The organism is Bacillus sp. LB7, from assembly GCF_030449715.1.
GTDB lineage: Bacteria > Bacillota > Bacilli > Bacillales > Bacillaceae > Bacillus > Bacillus paralicheniformis.
Genome location: NZ_JASGCA010000002.1, coordinates 329913 through 346767, shown reverse-complemented (window position 1 = coordinate 346767; position 16855 = coordinate 329913). Strand labels below are relative to the sequence as shown.

18 protein-coding genes and 1 pseudogene are annotated in these 16855 nt (G+C 40.8%); 1 reads left to right on the top strand and 18 read right to left on the bottom strand.

Annotated elements, in window-relative coordinates:
- Window position 1: 1 nt before the first annotated feature.
- The 5 genes from QMZ64_RS04255 to QMZ64_RS04235 all read right to left on the bottom strand — a co-directional run bounded on the left by QMZ64_RS04255 (window position 2) and on the right by QMZ64_RS04235 (window position 2730).
- The gene (locus QMZ64_RS04255; protein ID WP_071581822.1) at window positions 2–442 is read right to left on the bottom strand and encodes an ArsI/CadI family heavy metal resistance metalloenzyme; all 441 of its coding nucleotides are present in this window, start codon (window positions 440–442) and stop codon (window positions 2–4) included.
- A gap of 58 nt (window positions 443–500) precedes the next feature.
- Window positions 501–818 carry an arsenical resistance operon transcriptional regulator ArsR gene (gene arsR / locus QMZ64_RS04250; protein ID WP_265626208.1) on the bottom strand — a complete coding sequence of 106 codons (318 nt, stop codon included), beginning with the start codon at window positions 816–818 and terminating at the stop codon, window positions 501–503.
- 91 nt (window positions 819–909) lie between these two features.
- Window positions 910–1071, bottom strand: a complete 162-nt coding sequence (locus QMZ64_RS04245; protein WP_265626206.1) for a hypothetical protein — start codon at window positions 1069–1071, stop codon at window positions 910–912.
- A 218-nt stretch (window positions 1072–1289) separates the two neighbouring features.
- Window positions 1290–2105: an alpha/beta fold hydrolase gene (locus QMZ64_RS04240; protein WP_265627920.1), complete on the bottom strand. Its 816-nt coding sequence runs from the start codon at window positions 2103–2105 to the stop codon at window positions 1290–1292.
- Between the two features lie 115 nt (window positions 2106–2220).
- Window positions 2221–2730: a hypothetical protein gene (locus QMZ64_RS04235; RefSeq protein ID WP_265626204.1), complete on the bottom strand. Its 510-nt coding sequence runs from the start codon at window positions 2728–2730 to the stop codon at window positions 2221–2223.
- A 125-nt stretch (window positions 2731–2855) separates the two neighbouring features.
- Between QMZ64_RS04235 and QMZ64_RS04230 the strand changes: the two genes are divergently transcribed.
- Window positions 2856–3560, top strand: a complete 705-nt coding sequence (locus tag QMZ64_RS04230; RefSeq protein ID WP_265626203.1) for a YetF domain-containing protein — start codon at window positions 2856–2858, stop codon at window positions 3558–3560.
- A gap of 57 nt (window positions 3561–3617) precedes the next feature.
- On the opposite strand, the gene QMZ64_RS23260 is transcribed toward QMZ64_RS04230, so the two are convergent.
- From QMZ64_RS23260 to QMZ64_RS04170, 13 genes and pseudogenes are all read right to left on the bottom strand, one after another.
- Window positions 3618–3701, bottom strand: coding sequence for a hypothetical protein (locus tag QMZ64_RS23260; RefSeq protein ID WP_483298496.1), 84 nt, complete (start codon window positions 3699–3701; stop codon window positions 3618–3620).
- A gap of 619 nt (window positions 3702–4320) precedes the next feature.
- The gene (locus tag QMZ64_RS04225; protein WP_265626202.1) at window positions 4321–5025 is read right to left on the bottom strand and encodes a DUF4352 domain-containing protein; all 705 of its coding nucleotides are present in this window, start codon (window positions 5023–5025) and stop codon (window positions 4321–4323) included.
- Window positions 5026–5092: 67 nt separating this feature from the next.
- Window positions 5093–6481 carry an alkaline phosphatase family protein gene (phoB, locus tag QMZ64_RS04220; protein ID WP_265626201.1) on the bottom strand — a complete coding sequence of 463 codons (1389 nt, stop codon included), beginning with the start codon at window positions 6479–6481 and terminating at the stop codon, window positions 5093–5095.
- A gap of 351 nt (window positions 6482–6832) precedes the next feature.
- Window positions 6833–6937: pseudogene (locus tag QMZ64_RS04215) on the bottom strand (alanine:cation symporter family protein); the annotation flags it as partial.
- Window positions 6938–6990: 53 nt separating this feature from the next.
- On the bottom strand, window positions 6991–7560 hold the full coding sequence (locus tag QMZ64_RS04210; protein ID WP_165427621.1) for a flavin reductase family protein: 570 nt from the start codon (window positions 7558–7560) through the stop codon (window positions 6991–6993).
- A gap of 247 nt (window positions 7561–7807) precedes the next feature.
- Window positions 7808–8653, bottom strand: coding sequence for a MerR family transcriptional regulator (locus tag QMZ64_RS04205; protein WP_165427622.1), 846 nt, complete (start codon window positions 8651–8653; stop codon window positions 7808–7810).
- Between the two features lie 1103 nt (window positions 8654–9756).
- Window positions 9757–10419, bottom strand: a complete 663-nt coding sequence (locus tag QMZ64_RS04200; RefSeq protein WP_075752203.1) for a hypothetical protein — start codon at window positions 10417–10419, stop codon at window positions 9757–9759.
- Between the two features lie 345 nt (window positions 10420–10764).
- Entirely contained in the window at window positions 10765–12186 is a 1422-nt protein-coding gene (locus QMZ64_RS04195) for an MBL fold metallo-hydrolase (RefSeq protein ID WP_165427623.1), read from the bottom strand.
- Window positions 12187–12241: 55 nt separating this feature from the next.
- A complete protein-coding gene (locus QMZ64_RS04190) occupies window positions 12242–13441 on the bottom strand; it encodes an NAD(P)/FAD-dependent oxidoreductase (RefSeq protein ID WP_265626196.1) in 1200 nt (399 codons plus the stop codon).
- 158 nt (window positions 13442–13599) lie between these two features.
- Window positions 13600–14244 carry a response regulator gene (locus QMZ64_RS04185; RefSeq protein ID WP_265626195.1) on the bottom strand — a complete coding sequence of 215 codons (645 nt, stop codon included), beginning with the start codon at window positions 14242–14244 and terminating at the stop codon, window positions 13600–13602.
- The gene (locus QMZ64_RS04180) at window positions 14241–15308 is read right to left on the bottom strand and encodes a PAS domain-containing sensor histidine kinase (RefSeq protein WP_165427626.1); all 1068 of its coding nucleotides are present in this window, start codon (window positions 15306–15308) and stop codon (window positions 14241–14243) included. The genes QMZ64_RS04185 and QMZ64_RS04180 overlap by 4 nt, the downstream gene beginning before the upstream one ends.
- Window positions 15309–15329: 21 nt before the next feature.
- On the bottom strand, window positions 15330–15665 hold the full coding sequence (locus QMZ64_RS04175; protein ID WP_165427627.1) for a thioredoxin family protein: 336 nt from the start codon (window positions 15663–15665) through the stop codon (window positions 15330–15332).
- 360 nt (window positions 15666–16025) lie between these two features.
- A complete protein-coding gene (locus tag QMZ64_RS04170) occupies window positions 16026–16802 on the bottom strand; it encodes a sulfite exporter TauE/SafE family protein (RefSeq protein ID WP_165427628.1) in 777 nt (258 codons plus the stop codon).
- Window positions 16803–16855: the final 53 nt, after the last annotated feature.

Here is a 16855-nt window from a genome sequence, read left to right as displayed (position 1 = left end):
ATTAACAGCAAGAGTTCGTTGTACTATCACTTGGCGGTGTTACACAACAAGAGGAGGAATCTTGTTTTTGAACCTCGCTGTTCGATTTGGTATAGAAAAATTCCCACTCGTTCCCATCTGGATCAGTAATCCAAAATTTATCTTGGACTGCATAACAACAAGTCGTATCCATTTCTTCACGTGCAAAAAACCCTTCTTTTTCAAGCCTTTCCTTGTGTTTCAAAACTTCTTCCAAACTATCTACTTGGAATCCAAAATGATTCACTTGATTTCCCTTCACCTCATCTGCGACATTTAAAGTGAAGTTCAGTCCAGGAGTCTCTAATAAAAACTTTGCATAGTCTGTTTTTACTTTTACAGCCTTCACTCCAAAAACTTTTTCATAAAAATTGATCGATTTCTCTAAACTGACAACGTTAACCCCTACATGAACATATTTCATTTTAATTCCCCCTCTTATATATTAATCAAAAATTTTTGATTTAATGCCCAAAAATTTTTTAGCAACAATCTCCTTCACCTTTTTTTCTAAATACACAACAAAGCTCTTCTGATAATAACCCATTTACTTCCTCATCATTTAGATCATAATAACTCCATGTTCCCTTTGTCTCTTTCGTTATTAAGTTGGCATCCAATAAAATTTTAAGATGATAAGAAAGTTTAGATTGTGTCACCTCAAAAATCTTAGTCAGATCACAAACACAGGTTTTTCCCCTTTGACAAAGTTCATACATGATCTCTAATCGTTTCTGATCAGCAAGAGCTTTAAATTTTTGTTCATATTTCTGAAGTAGTGCTGATTTCGTCTCAACCATCATATCGCCTTCTTTAATCAAATTTTTTTGATGTATTTATTATACTCAGATTTTTTAAATAAATGCAACCAAATAAATCAATTTTTTTTGATTAATCGTTAAAGCCCCTAAAACTTGTGTAACCAGATAGAAATTTTCTATTTTTTAATATTTTCTTCATCGATATAACATCAAAGTTACCACTTGTATTTGGTGCCAAGTCATGAACTCCGAAAGGAGATTTAACAACTCCAAAAAAAGATAACAGTATCATTTGGTATCCTCCTTATAAGTTCGAGTTCCTCAATTAAGCAGAAGCTTATCATCCATTATAAAAGCCTGTTATTTTTCAACATTTAAAGTCATTCATAACCCTGTTGAAAACAAGACAATAAGAAGAAACTGTTTTTTCATCCTGTCAATTTGTTTTTCTCCAAACAATACATGCCTGACAGAGGCCACCGTACCAGAATCTGCTGTCAGGCATACGTGTTATCCATTTATTTGATTCATATGGGCTGCAATCTCTTGAGACACCAATAAAGGATTGTCCAGCATGGAATAATGGCTGCATTCCGGAAGCACTTTAAACGTTGAATTCGGAACAGTTTCTTGCAGCTTTAATCCCCAGTATGAAGGAAGGTACCGATCATATTGCCCATACAAAAAAGTAGCCGGTACGCGCACTTCCTGAAGCCCAGGAACCACATCCTCTGTTTGATGATGATCAAGCGCGAAGGAAGCTTCCTGTAATTCCCCCAGTCCGTTTTCATGGTCAAACGGCGCGATAAAAGCTTGAAGAATCTCGGGTGTAACCATCTGCTGATGAAAGACCCCTTCACTGATCATCCGCTCAATGAAATATGGAGACGGCTCAAACTCAGGCGCTGTCGGATACCGCAGCGATACAACTTTAGGCAGCGGCCAGTTGCTGAAGGTCACGCCATCAATGACAACAAAACTCTCTACCCGGTCCGGATACTGGACAGCTAATATTTGTGCGACTCCTCCGCCCAGATCATGCCCGACAACGTTTACTTTCTGAATGCCAAGCATATCTAGCAGCGATATTATGTACTGCGCCTGCATCGGGAGGGTCAACTCTTCTTTTGCCGCCCTGCCTGAAAGTCCGTACCCAAGCATATCAGGAGCAATAACAGTGTACTGCTTGGCCAGCTGCGGAATCACATTCATCCACAAAAAAGAGTTTGTCGGAATTCCATGTAACAGCAAAATCGTTTGGCTGCCGACACCTGCAGTCCGGTAAAATAATCTGTGCTCCCCAACCTGAATTTCTTTCTGAAGCATGTCCAAGCAAAAGCACCTCCTGAAATAAAATACATCATTTGGTGTTCCCTTTTTATGTATCTTTCACTCAAGAAAGCCTTTCCATTTATTTTTTGGAAAAGCTTTCACCTATGGTTCACTCATTCCCGACATGCTGATAGTGTTGCAGCGTCAGCCGCTGCATTTGTTCACTGGCCATCGGAACAAATTCACCATTTCCTCTTCTGATAAGACGGGTGTAGAGCATTTGCAGCGCGGCATCTTGGAAAGACATTTGAAGATGAATATTTCTCACGTTAGGATGTTTCATCATTAATGCAGAATTAAAATTATCGCTTCCCATGAGTTTTGCGGTCGATCTAGCCTCAAGAGCGATATCTTTTTCAGCAGCCGAAAGAGCCCCTGAATGCTGGTGAAAATGAACGTACGGCATTTCAGGCAAATGCACCTCACTCGTTTGATCCGGATTGATCAGTGCCAGCATCGCCGTGACATGAGTTCTTAAAAGATTCGCATGCAGGTGGAGTAAATCCCTCAAATCGCGATGCCGAACAGCAGATCCGTATGCTTTCAGCTTAGAAATCACACCTTCATGGGTGCTCAAATGCTCTGCCATTATCCCCAGATCTGCGGCAGGAAGTTTCATATGAACATCCCTCCTTTATTGTCTATATAGGCTATGAACGATTGAAAAAATGGTGCATTGTTTTCCCCAAGAATGATGAAAATAAAAGACATATGAATGAATCTATATAAAAGGAGCTTTCGCCAATGCCTATTCCTCAACTGATCATTAGACTCTTCATCGCCTTTATCACCTTGTTGGTGTTAACAAGACTGATGGGCAGAAAAGAAATCGCCCAGCTGACCTTTTTCAACTTTGTTTCAGCAATTTCCATTGGAACCATTGGGGCCTCGCTTGCCATTGACTCAACCCTTAGCATCAGAAATGGGTTAATCGCCCTGTTTGCCTGGAGCGCTTTTACAATCATCGTCGGATTTTTGGATATTAAGTTCCCTGCTATTCGGTATGCGGTTGAAGGGCAGCCGGTCATCTTGATTAGAAAAGGCAAAATAATGGATAAGCAGTTGAGAAGCGTCCGTCTTGATCTCGATGCTTTACAAACCTTACTACGCAAAAAAAATATATTTTCCTTGGCCGATGTCGATTATGCCATTTTTGAAACGGACGGCAGTCTATCCGTACTGAAAAAGGAAGCAAAACAAAACGTGACGAAAAAGGATATGAACGTTCAAGGAGAAAATGCAAATCCGAAAGTATCTCATCCTGCTTCAGTCATAACTGATGGGAAAGTGAGAGAAGACAACCTGAAAAAATTGAATCTGAGCAAACAATGGCTGATGGATCGGTTAAAAGAAACCGGTGTCCAGCATCCTAAAGAAGTCTTTTATGCAGAAGTTCAAACAGACGGCACTCTGTATATTGATAAAAAAGAGGATTCTACACCTGAATAAAAAAAGGCTTGAACCAGTCTTCTCTAACTGTTTCAAGTCCATGAAATACTCTCATTGTTAAGCTGCCTGTTTAAAAGCCTCAGCACATGAAAAACAAGCTTCCACGCAATCCTGACAATGCTCTTTGTCATGCTTTAGTATTATAAGTTATTATTATATTTGTTCATTGATATTAGCACATCAGAAGTCGCATACAGATTGTATGCGACTCAGCTTGTCGACGCAGACAATTTAATTGTCTGCTTTTTCATTTGGACGGTTTTTAAGAGAACATGATTTTCATATGGTTCAAGGACTTGCACTTGATGCCATGTTCTCGATAAAGAAGATCAATCACTCTAAAAAAAATACCAATATAATTTGGTATCTCCATCCAAATCGAGTCCCTCAATAAAATGGAAGCTTATTGTCAAATACAGAAGCCTGTTATCTCAAGTAGATGTCATTAATTAAACTCATTTTCATTGAATTTTATTTTGAGCCCTTATATCAAGTTAAAGAAGTTACTTTTTAATCGAATGTCGTATTTCCTCTGACTTTATTTGTTTAGCTATAATGTTAATAACGTTCCTCAGAAATTCCTCTTTTGTTAATGAAGCATAAAAAAGAAACCGTCATTTACTTTTGAACCATTGTTTAACAAAGAAGTGCATTAAATCTGATTAAGGAATCAACACACTAGTTACATTTATTTTTAACACGTTCTTCCTCTCTCCGTACAGCCAAAATAACCTCCTGTTACATACACAGGAGGCCGCCATTAAAACTCAATTTTAATTTTTTGAGAATCCCTGATTTTCTTGTGGTTTTGATCAAAAACGTCGCTCGTTGTGATCTCGATCCACTTCATATCCTTTGTTTTCTTACTGTCTTCTGCTTCCTTGTTATGCGCATGTCCGCTTGCTGCGTTAACGATAAAACCTAGGTTTCCGGCTTTTGCAGCGCCGCCATCCAATTCTCCATTTAACTCCTCAAGGTAAATATCCTTTTTCCAATCAAAGGTTTCACCTGTGTTTGTTTTCAGTAAAGCAATTGGTGCAAAATTCACTTTCTCAGAAGACTTGTTTTTAATTTCAACGAAAATCTTAACAAAATCAAACTCTTCATCATGTGTCAATACGTGAAAATAATCAATCATGCTGTAATCCGGGCGCAAGTGAATCAGCTTCACGTGTCTTACGGTTAATTCAATTGAGCCTATGTCATATGTTTTGCCTACGTTTTTGATATTTTTTAAAACGGCTTCACCTTTGTCATCAGAAAATGTTTGATTGACCTTTTGCAATGACCTGTCATCTGTAACTTGCGGATTAGGCTGATACTCATTTATTTTACTGTCTGCTTGAGCGGAAGCGTTCTGCGTTTTGACTTCTGCTGTTTGGCCGCCTGTATTGTTTTTGCTGGCGTTTGATGAGCAGCCGGCAAGCATCATGATTGAAAATAAGATGAAAAGCGCCTTTCTCATCTTAATGGCCTCCATTCAAATAGAGATCCCGTTACTTCATACAAGCAACGGGACACCTTGTATTCTCTTACTTATCTTTAATCTTGATTTTGTATTGTAGGGCATCGAAAACATTTTTTGCGATTTCGGTATTATCGATTTGTCCGGCAAATGTCTCGCTTGACGGTCCGTATGCGTATACAGGAACATCTTCACCTGTATGTCCGCCCGTTGTCCAACCGGTGTGAGAGCGTTTGTTGAAAATGTCTTCAATCGCATTGTCGATATCAAGCACTTTCTTCGTTTTGGCTGCTTCTTCTACTGATTGAATGTCTCCTGCCGTTAATGCTAACTTCTTTTGATCAATATATTTCTTTAATGTTTTTTCAACATCCGCACCGCCGGCGATTTTTTCTGCCATAAAGTCAGGCGTGCGCTTTGCTGCTTGAATCGGTTCACTGAACCAGTTGTAGATGCCGTCTGCACCGATAGAGTATCCGCCGGTTGAGTGGTCAGCCGTTGCAACAACCAATGTATGCTTGTCTTTTTTGGCAAACTTAATGGCTGCCTTATAGGCTTGTTCGAAGTCATCCATTTCACTCATCGCGCCGACAATATCATTGTCATGTCCGGCCCAGTCAATCTGGCTTCCTTCAACCATCAGGAAGAATCCGTCTTTATCCTTGCTTAATTTTTTAATGGCTGTGTCTGTCATATCTTTTAATGAAGGAATATCCTTCGTGCGGTCAAGCTTTTTAGGCAGGCCGCCGTCAGCGAATAGACCGAGAACTTGGCTGTCTTTATTTTTCAGCATGTCCTTACGGTTATCCACATAGCTGTATCCCGCTTTTTTGAATTCCTTGATCAAATTACGGTCCTTACGGTCAAAATTGCTTTTTCCTCCGCCTAGAAGGACATCAATTTTGTGCTTGCCGTTTACCATTTCATCAAAATAATCATCGGCAATCGAGTTCATATTTTTCCGGCTGTGGTCATGTGAACCGAAAGAAGCCGGAGTGGCGTGTGTAATTTCTGAAGTGGCCACAAGTCCTGTTGATTTTCCTTTTTCTTTTGCCGCTTCAAGTACGGTTTTGGCCTCTGAACCGTCGTTATCCACCGCAATCGCATTATTGTATGTTTTAATTCCCGCTGACATGGCCGTTGCCGCAGCTGCAGAATCCGTCACATTTTGCTCAGGGTCATCGGGGTAAGTCGTTTGCTGGCCGACAAGATATTGATCAAAAGCGGTAGGCTCCACAGCCTTTGTCTTTTTATTATCCTTTAAGTAGCGGTAAGCGGACGTATAGGACACACCCATACCATCACCAATCAAAACGATGACATTTTTGATTTCATTTTGCTTCCCCTTTTTCTTTTCTTGAGCGCTGGCTTCAGATACACCGCCGCCGGCTAAGCTGCTGAACGCAATAGATGACAAAACCGCGATAGGCAGTAATTTCTTAGGGAATTTTTTCAACTCGATAACCTCCTAACATAATTGACAAACCTATTATATTTATAAAGTATTAAGCTAATATTAATCGATTTTAAAGATTGGCTTAACAAGATGGACAACTTATGAATCGGAAAACGAAAACGTCATCGACACCATTCAAAGTCAAAAAACATATCGACATCCTCAGGACGAGAGAAAGAAAACGAAGCGCGAAATCGTAAAGGAGTCCGGGATCTCGCGCTGCTATGTACCCTGACCTGAGAAGGAGAAGCGATGGAATGGGAAATAAAAAGAGGCCGGTAATAGAAGCCGGCCTCTCTCTTCTTCGTATACTCCTTAAAATCAGAGCACCTTCACTTTATTTTCTTTATCTTATTTTTTCATCAATTGATACTCTTTCTCCCAAAAATGAGCATTTTTTATACCCGGTTTTTCCGGATTAAATACCGGGTCTTTCCTCGCTTTTTTTTGCTCCTCATCATACCTCAGCACTTTCACGCAACAATGAATGCGGAGGAACCTGGAATGTTTCAATCAGTTTTGGGATAAAAAACGTGTTGACGCTCCTCTGCTTGACTATTTAATATTCGATAGCTGGACCCTCCAATATGAAGCGGAACATCCAATTTTTCTAAATTCGGCATACCATTTTTTAAGAAAAGCTCTTTATCTTGATATCTCTGTAAAACTTCTCCCGCAATCCACTCTTGATCGCCCAAAGTGGAAATACTGTGTACTTTACACTCATAAGCGAAATACGCATCAGTTAAAATCGGTATCTCAGCTTTTAGTCCTTCTTCGTATTGAATATGAAATGCTTCAAACTTATTTAAATCTCTGCCGCTATGGGTGCCTAATGCTTGAATGAGTTCCGAACATCTCCCCGGAAGAAAATTCACACCGAAAACGTCGCTTTTCTCAATCAATTTGTAAGTATATGTCTCTTTATTTATCGATATCCCATACATCCCGGGAGAAGATCCAATATACGTATGCCACCCGGAAGCCATGGCGTTTTTTTCACCTTCATATTGAGCCGTAACGACAGCTACCATTCCAGGGTAGGCGTACCAAATGGGTTCATCTATCGGTGCTCTCATCTTCATCGCTCCTTTTGTTTTAGATTCATTTTTTATTTAAATTTGAGAGGCACACATCTAAATCGCCAAGTACTTCTTCAAATAAACCATTCGTTTAGAATTTAATAAATGGGCTTCCAGCAGGCTTTGCGGCATGAGTAACCGAAGCGTCTTATTTTCTGCCATCTTATACATCCTTCCTTTCAATATTCATCAGAACGATGCATAAATCATAAACCCTATAGCAACTATAGGGTCAAGGGGATTGTTAATTTTTCCGCACTCTAAATTCTGTGAGGAAGTCTTCTTCTTTTAATGAGTTATAGCTGTTTGGAAAAGAAACTTGATATACTTTTCCATCCGTTTGAATGCCATGTGATTCAATAAAATCGTACAGTTTTTGATAGTAGTAAAAATAATTTGTTGCCGTGCAATCAAATGAAATACATACATATTCGCCGGATGGGATTGTATCTATCCTCATGTTTTGTTCCCCTGTATCTATCTTTACTCCATCATAAATCGTCGTATAAACGCTGTTGCAATAAATGTCACCGGAATCTTTATAGGGCTTTAAATCATAAATCAGTCCATAATAGTTATCAACGATATCTCCTCTTTCTTCAAGAACTTCAGCCAATTTTCGGTAATACAAATCTGATTGTTCATGAGGATTCACTTGAGGTGTCACTGCTTTTAAAATGGTTTGGCCTCCTATATGTCGAACATAAACTAGACCTTCTTCTTTTTTAGTGCGTATCTCCAATTGTTCATTAAGCTGGTGCTTTCTTCTTTGAAGAAATTGCCTGGCACGTTCGAGGCTTTCCATCTCACGCTCAATCACGCTTTCTTGTTCCTCAAGAAAGGCTTGCATCAGTTCAGGGGTAGATGTATGTGAAATCATGCGCTTAATTTCTCCCAACGGTGTTTTAATAGATTTGAGATATTTTATAATATCTAAATAAAAAAACTGTTTAACATGGTAATATCGATAGCCATTATCCCGGTCTGTACATTGAGGCTTAAAAATTCCGATCTTATCATAATAGCGCAATGTTTGAATGGAAATGTTATTAAGACGGGCTGTTTCCCCAATTGAAAAATATTCCTTCATTAATCTCATCCTTTCTTCTTTGTTAGTTCAAGATGATATCAACTGAACGATCTTGAGAATAACCTGTTTAAGACGATCTTCTTTTTTCGTTCTTTGTTCAACATATCCATCAAGCAATGATCGTTCATTTGTTACGCAGCTTTAAAAATGATTATGAAAGGGGTGAGTATCTGCCAGAAGATGATTAAAGAATCCACCAAATATCCAGGTATGGTGTACTCGTGCGTGTTAAATTGACATGATATATGTCTCATTGCTTTGACTCCATCTTCTGTTTCTTTATGTAGTGATTCATGATGGGTTCATGGTTCTTTTGATCATCAAAATGCGAATGAGAATTAACCACATTATAGCAATTTCACAGTCAATAGAGTGTATATAATGGCATGAATAGCTGCATTTTAAGGGGAAGATATGGAATTTGTAAGTCGGGTATGAGTAGACGTTAAGTTTTAGTTGTTACTTATCTAGGTATGTAATGACTTGCTTCAAGTAAATGGTGTATGATCATCTTTACCGCCTTAATTGGTATCAAAGCCAAAAGATATATCGACACCTTGGATGTCAGAAAAAAGGAAGTCATCATCGGCCGTTTCGACCTTGATTTGAAGAAGGAGCTCAGGATCTCGCGGAGCTATGATTCCGAATCTGAGAAATGGGTGAAGAGGAAGTGTGATATTCAGTGAAGAGACTCAGGATGAGATAAACCTGCACTCTTACATGAAAAAAGAATACGCTGAGGATTTTTTGCACATTCATAGTTCCCTGACATGCTAAAGGACTGAATACTTGTTCAATTCAGCCCTTTAGCTTTTTTATCTTATCATAACGATAAAGTACAGGTTGCAAAATCAATAAACAAAACACAATCCAAATAAAAAGAGAAAACCACTTTAATAGTGAATCCCATCCGCTCCAAAAAGACATAAAATAAAGTATTGGCAAAATAAAAATCAAACTAAAAAGCAATTTTGAAGCTGTTGTTTCCTTTAGCGGACTTTTACATTTGGGGCAAGTTGGCTTCTTTGTTCTAATAAGTTTATATTTTTCTCTAAAAGTAAACGGTTTCCTGCATACCGGACATTTGCTCATTTTCCCGCTCCTTAACAGGGCTTACTTTGTAAAAACCAGCTTGAGCTTTGTTGTTTGCTTTGTTTTTTCTTATAATACCATGTGGACTTATGCTTATATTTATATTGTTTGTAACACATGCTTCCATCTTTGACAGGCTTCGAAGTTCTGTATTGCTTGATTTTCACCTTTATTAATTTATCAAGTGTCTCTCCTACAGCCAATGAAGTTAGGGTTAAAACTGTTTGTTTTACTCTGCTCGCAGGAACCCTGGTCCATATACTTGTCAAAGAAATTGCCGCTCCAACCAAAGTGCCTGCCGGAACATTATTTGTTACAGTTCCCATGTATACTTCTTTGTACGCTGACAAACCCATTTCAAATTCTTTCTTTGTTTCTAATGTTACACCGTTTAATAAGGTCATGCCCGTTGCAGGGTTATATTGAATATGAGTCGTATGTTTATTTTCAGTAACGATGGCTTCAACGATTCCATTTTCATGGTATGTTGTTTCCAGCGTAAAATGCATCTGCCCATCTTTTACAATTTCCCTTGTCTTTTTCCCTGAGTAATATAGATCATCAATGGCAGTTTTATGTTCTACAAACCCTTCAGCCGAGACAAAGTCATATGGAGTCACAAAAGAACCACCTGCAAAAAGCAGTACTATTAAAAAATACATTTTCTTTTTCACACTTCTCTCCCCCTTGAATATCCAAATAATTACTTTACATTTTATAAAAAGGGGTTATTTTGCACAATACTTTTGTCAATACCAATTTCCTAAAGTCAATAAAACACTTTTTGTATGTCACAGGAATGTATCGACATCTTGGACGGAAAAAAGTCATCATCGGCCGTTTCGACCTTGATTTGAAGGAAGAGAAAACGCGAAGAAGCGGGCGCTGCGGAAGATGTTTCAGAAGTGTGATCGGACGGAGAAGGAAAAGCGGAAATAATATCAGTCAGAGGCCGGGAGTAAGACAATATCGGCCTCTTGACTCTTTATTCCATGCGCTTGAGCAGACATTTTCTTTCATTACAATCCGCTTGTAATGGCAAGACCGTCTTTCTGCCATTGGACAATGCCCCCGCTCAAACTCAATACTTGTTTGAAACCGCCGTTAGCCTGCAGGATGCTGGCTCCGATGGCAGATCGGGCTCCGGAATGACATTGCACAAGGATCGGACAGTCTTTTCTAATGTCATCCAGACGTTCTTGGAGCGTTCCCAACATGATGTGTTGCGCATTTGGAATATGACCTTCCTGCCATTCAGTCAGATTGCGAACATCAAGCACGTGCACGAATCCGTCTTCCACTAATTTTTCGATCTCAGGTGGTGTCATCTCCGCGTACGATTCAAGTGAAAAAGCACCGCTTGCCAGAATTTTGTCACGATCCATAAACCCTGCAATATTGTCAATGCCTACAGAGCGCAGCGCTTCCACGAGTTCGTTCACTTCAGCCGGATTCGTTATGAAGTACACAGGACGAGTGTAGTCGATGAGCCAGCCTGCCCAGTTCGTAAACGCCTTGTTGAATGGAATGTTGATTGTGCCTTTGATATGCCCTTCAGCAAATTCCCGGGAAGAGCGGGTATCCACAATTTGCTCTTTTCCCTGCAAATCTTTCACTTGTTCAATCGACGTAATCTCTGGAACAGGAGAAAGATCTTTAAGCAATGCAGGGCCTTCTTTATTTACTCGTTTCATCACAGCGAAATACTTTGGCGGTTCTGGTTGCCCGTCAAGCAAGGCTTTAACGAATGTTTCTTCATCGGTGTATGCCATTGCCCAGTTAAACATCTTTTCGTAACCGACAGTCGTAGTTGGAATGGCTCCCAATGCCTTGCCGCAAGCGCTGCCTGCGCCATGAGCCGGCCAAACCTGCAAGTAATCCGGGAGTTGTTTAAACTTTCCGAGGGACTTGAACATCTCTCTTGCCCCCGATTCTGACGTTCCTTTGATCCCCGCCGCTTTTTCGAGCAAATCGGGTCTGCCGATGTCGCCCACAAAGACGAAATCTCCTGTAAAGATGCCGATTGGACGATCCGCATTTCCTCCGCTGTCCGTCAACAGAAAGGAAATGCTTTCCGGGGTATGGCCGGGAGTATGCATAACCTCAAACATCAGGTTTCCGATAGAAAAGCGATCGCCGTCTTTCACAAGTTGACGTTTCAATTCATCGACATATTGGTATTTCCAATCTGCGTCCCCTTCATCGGAAAGATACAGCTTCGCTTGATGTGTAGCGCCGAGTTCGCGAGCGCCGGAAACAAAGTCGGCGTGAATATGGGTTTCTGCGGCCGCTGTAATGTTTAGCCCTTCATCTTCGGCTGCTTGTAAATATGGTTTTAGATTGCGGCCGGGATCAATGACAATTGCCTCGCCTGTTTTTTGGCAGCCAACCAGATAGGATGCATGGGCCAGCTTTTCATCGTAAAAATAGCGCAATAACATGTTGTATTCCTCCTCTTGAAACATTTATCGGAATATGTCCTTTTTTGAGTTCGCATCACATCAGTCCTTTTAACATGCCATTCCAATACATGATGGGAAGCAATCTTCTTTTTAACAGGTACATGCTGAATCGTTCCTTGGACTGATCAAATGGAAACGTTTCTTGCGGCACCTTATGATAGTCAAACTCTGCCAGCACGAGTTTGTTGTATCCTGTAACCAAGGGGCACGAGGTATATCCATCGTACTTTGCTTCTAATGAAGATCCTTTGATCAAGGACATCAGATTTCGCACCACAACCGGAGCCTGTTTACGAACTGCAGCTCCCGTTTTGGACGTCGGCAGGTTGGCACAGTCACCAATTCCAAAAACATTGGCAAACTTTTTGTGCTGCAGAGTGTACGGATCCACATCGACCCAGCCGCCGGCATCCGCCAATACGCTTTCTTTGATGAAGAGAGGTGCTTTCATCGGCGGCGTCACATGAAGAAGATCATATGCTAATACTTCCTGCTCTCCCGTCTCCAAGTTTTCGAACAAGGCTTCTTTTGAATCAGGCCGAATTTCGATTAGATTTCTCTTGTACATCGTTTGGATATCCTTGCGCCTGACGACTTTTTCGAGCGCATTTGCGTATTTGGGGGCATCAAAAATGGTTGATTTCGCCGATGCAAAAATCATGTCCGATTGATTGCGAACATTTGACTTGCGAAAATAGTCGTCTGCTAAGTACATAATTTTTTGCGGAGCTCCCCCGCATTTCACAGGAGAATCAGGATGAGTGAAAATGGCGGTTCCGCCTTTGAAATTACGGATATTTTCCCAAGTGCTGTCAACCGTATGGTATGAATAGTTGCTACAAACCCCGTTTTTTCCAACCGCATCTTTCAAACCTTTGACCCCGTCCCAATCGATTTGCAAACCGGCTGCTGCCACGAGATAATCATAGGAAACGATCGTTCCTTGTTTTGTAAGAAGTGTGTTCTGATTCGGGCGAAACTCTGTTACAGCATCGCCGATCAAGTCTACCCCGGCAGGAATCAGGGAAGCTAAATCGCGCTCGGACTCTTCCTTCTTCGCAGCGCCGCCTCCGACTAATGTCCACAAAGGCTGGTAGTAGTGCTTTGTTTGCGGGTCAATGATGGCAATTTGTCCTTTGAGTGTTTTAGAAGCCCGGACGAGACGGGCGGCGACAGAGATGCCAGCAGTCCCAGCTCCTACAATAACAATGGTATAACGAGCTTGTCTTGCCATAGTCAACCACCTTTTGTTTTAAAAAGTTGCTGTTTTTCTTAAAGATGTGTCTCTTGTTTTTTAAGTTACCATCCATCTTCCTTTTTTTGTATAGGGGAACTCCCCTACTTTTATTTGAGCCCCGTCTTCCCAAGCTGACAAGGTTAAGAGGCTGTATGTTAGAACGTCAGATCGAGATATTTGTTTTTGATCCCATATTGGATTAATTCGTGTTTCGAGTCCAGTTTTAATTTCTGCATCATATTTGTTTTATGATTTTCGACGGTTTTGACGCTGATTGAGAGTTTATCGGCAATCTCCTTATTGGCATAACCCAGCACAATGAATCTGAGAATCTCCTTTTCGCGAACAGTTAAAACAGAAGGCGGCTTTTGGGACGCTGAACTCAGCCATTGATCAATGATGTCTTGCGATACAGATGTCTTGTAATAGAGATTTCCCCTGTACACTTCGACAATCGCCTGATAAAGCAACTGATAATGACTGTTTTTCAAGACGTATCCATGGGCCCCCGCCTCTATCGCTTTTTGGATAAAAATTTCTTCATCATGCATTGTCAAAATCACGATTTTAACAGAAGGGTTCATCTTTCGGATCGCAGTACTCGCTGTGAATCCGTCCAACCCGTTTGGCATCGACAAGTCCATCAGCACGACATCCGGTTTCAGCTGTCCGACCTTAAAAACGGCTTCGTTGCCATTGTTGCTTTCTCCCGCAATTTCGATTTCAGAAAAACCTTCCAAAAGCACACGGATGCCCTTGCGGATCATCATGTGGTCATCGACCAGCAATACCTTGATCACTCCCCCTCCCCTCCTTTGTCCTGTACTTTCACTTTAATTGTCGTTCCTTTCTGAAGTGCGGAGTGAATTCGAAGGCTTCCTTCCATCTGATCGACTCTTTCTTCCATATGTTTAAATCCCAAGCCTTCCTCTGTCAGCCCACGTTCAAAACCGATGCCATTGTCCTGAATCATCAAAACGAGCTCACCATCTTCTTTGTACAATATGACCTTAATATGTGTCGCCTGCGAATATTTCAGGGCATTATGCAGCGCCTCCTGAATGATGCGGTATAAATTGATTTCCAAAACCGGCAGCAAGCGATTGCTGACATTGCTTGAGGCAAACGTAATAGAAACATCCTGATGCGTCTTGTTTAAGCTGGACACAAGGTGTTTGACAGCAGGAATCAGCCCCAGCTGATCGAGACTGTGCGGCCGCAGCTGAAGAGAGTAGAGCTTGACGTCTTGGATCGCTTTTTCCAGTTCATCGATGATTTCCTGCATGTACTCCGTAAATGTTTCTTCCAGCTCCATGCGCGATTGAATCGCTTGAATACCTACTGAAACCGAATAAAGCGATTGCCCTACGCCATCGTGTAGTTCCTGGGCCAGCCGCTTGTGTTCGTTTTCCTGGGTTTCTAACGTTTTTTGCAAAACCAGCTTGGAGATCTTCGCTTCTTCCTCCTTTTTCTTCATTGTTAAATCTTTCAGGACCAAAAGAACTTCCATTTGATCGCCGTTTTCAGAAATGACGGCCGTACTCATCTCCATGTCGACGAATCGCCCCTCATAGGTGGGCATCGAGGAAAGAAAATAAGGAACTTCCCGCTTGGCCAGCAAATAACAACGCGCTTCTCCCGCTTCCAATTTTCTCGTTTGGCAGTAGGAACAGTACGGAACCTTGTCCCCTAATTTCCATCCCGTCATCTTCTCTGCGGACGGATTCATCACCAGAATTCTGCGTTCCTGATCCATCATGATGATTCCATCCTGCAAATGGTCGAAGATCTGCCTTAAATAGCCGCTTTCCATTGACTTTCCTTCTTCTTTATACCGTTCAAAAAAAGTCGATTTTTGACACATCATGGCCCCTCCCTCAGCTATCTATTCCTCGTACAACTGATAGACTCTTTTTAACTTCTGTTCAAGCTGCTGAAAATGAACAAAACGCGCTTCTCTTAGACATTCGGTTCCCTCAATAAACAAAAGAAGCACAGGAATTGTGAAGACTGAAAACCTGCCGGCAACCTCCTCCACTATATCAGCGTTGATATGCCCTAATTTAATCTTTGGAAAGCGAGTCAACAGTACTCTAAGCTGCGGCAGAACAGCATGACATACTGTGCATTGAGGCCTTGATATATATAGAAAACTCAATTCATGACCGGTTATAAACTTCTCAATTGCCACCATCGAAGTCAGATCTGTCATCTCTTTCATCCAATTCCTCCTTTAAAATGAAATTTTCTCTGATCTGTTTATCTTAAAATATGAATTTAAAATATCAACCTAAACTTTCACTGTTGTCATCATAATAACGAATATCAGAATCCTTGTGAGAAACGGGCACCGATCAAGAGTTTACCGGCCAGAGAAGGGAAAGCGCTCATCTTATTGACTCATAATTGTTTAACTCCCATAATACCCATTAAACCAATAAGTTTTTTCACAACTATTTAAACCTGTGCAAATCGCTATTATTAAAAAGAATGTCATCCAGCGCTTGAAACGATGATTGAATGCGATCGAGTTTCCTAACATGAAAGCAATCGACTATTGAACCTGTTGGGTCTTTCATTTTCAAAGGTATCCTAACCAGATTTTAATGGCTGTCGCTGCTATTAATAGAGCTAAAACCCATTGCAGGAATTGTGTATTTACCTTTTGTCCAACTTTTGCGCCAAGAGGAGATGCAATTAAACTAGCGATCATAAGAACCAGAGCCGGCCCAAAAAGCACCTGTCCGGTCATTACTTTTCCAATTGTTGCGCCGATAGAGGAAATAAACGTAATCGCAAGAGATGAAGCAACGGTGATTCTTACAGGAATATTTAAAATCGATAACATAATAGGAACTAAGATAAAAGCGCCGCCGGCTCCTAAAACACCTGATACGCCGCCAATAATAAAGGCTAAGGACGAAGCTAACCATTTTTGAAATGTGATTTCTTCGCCTTCCCTATGTTCTTGTCCTTTTTTAGGTGTAAACATTAATATAACAGCTATAATAGCCAAAATTCCGTATATGAAATTCATTCCTTGTTCAGATAAACGATGAGAAAAGTAACTTCCCAATACACTCCCAATCAGGATACTGCTTCCCATGTAAGTGATTAATGGTTTATTTAAAAAACCACTCTTACGATAAGCCCAAACACCGCCAAGTGTTGCAAAGAACACTTGAATCGCTCCTATCCCTGAAACTTCATGGGCTGTTAATGACATCACTCCCGCTAGAGAAGGAATGTACAACAACATAGGATAATTAATAACAGATCCGCCAATACCAATCATTCCGGAAATAAAAGCGCCAATAAACCCTATCATGAAAATCGTGATCATAAAGGCAATATCCATTTTGGTTTCCCCCTTTTCAAAGGAAAAGGGTATCTTTTGATTCGATACCCTTT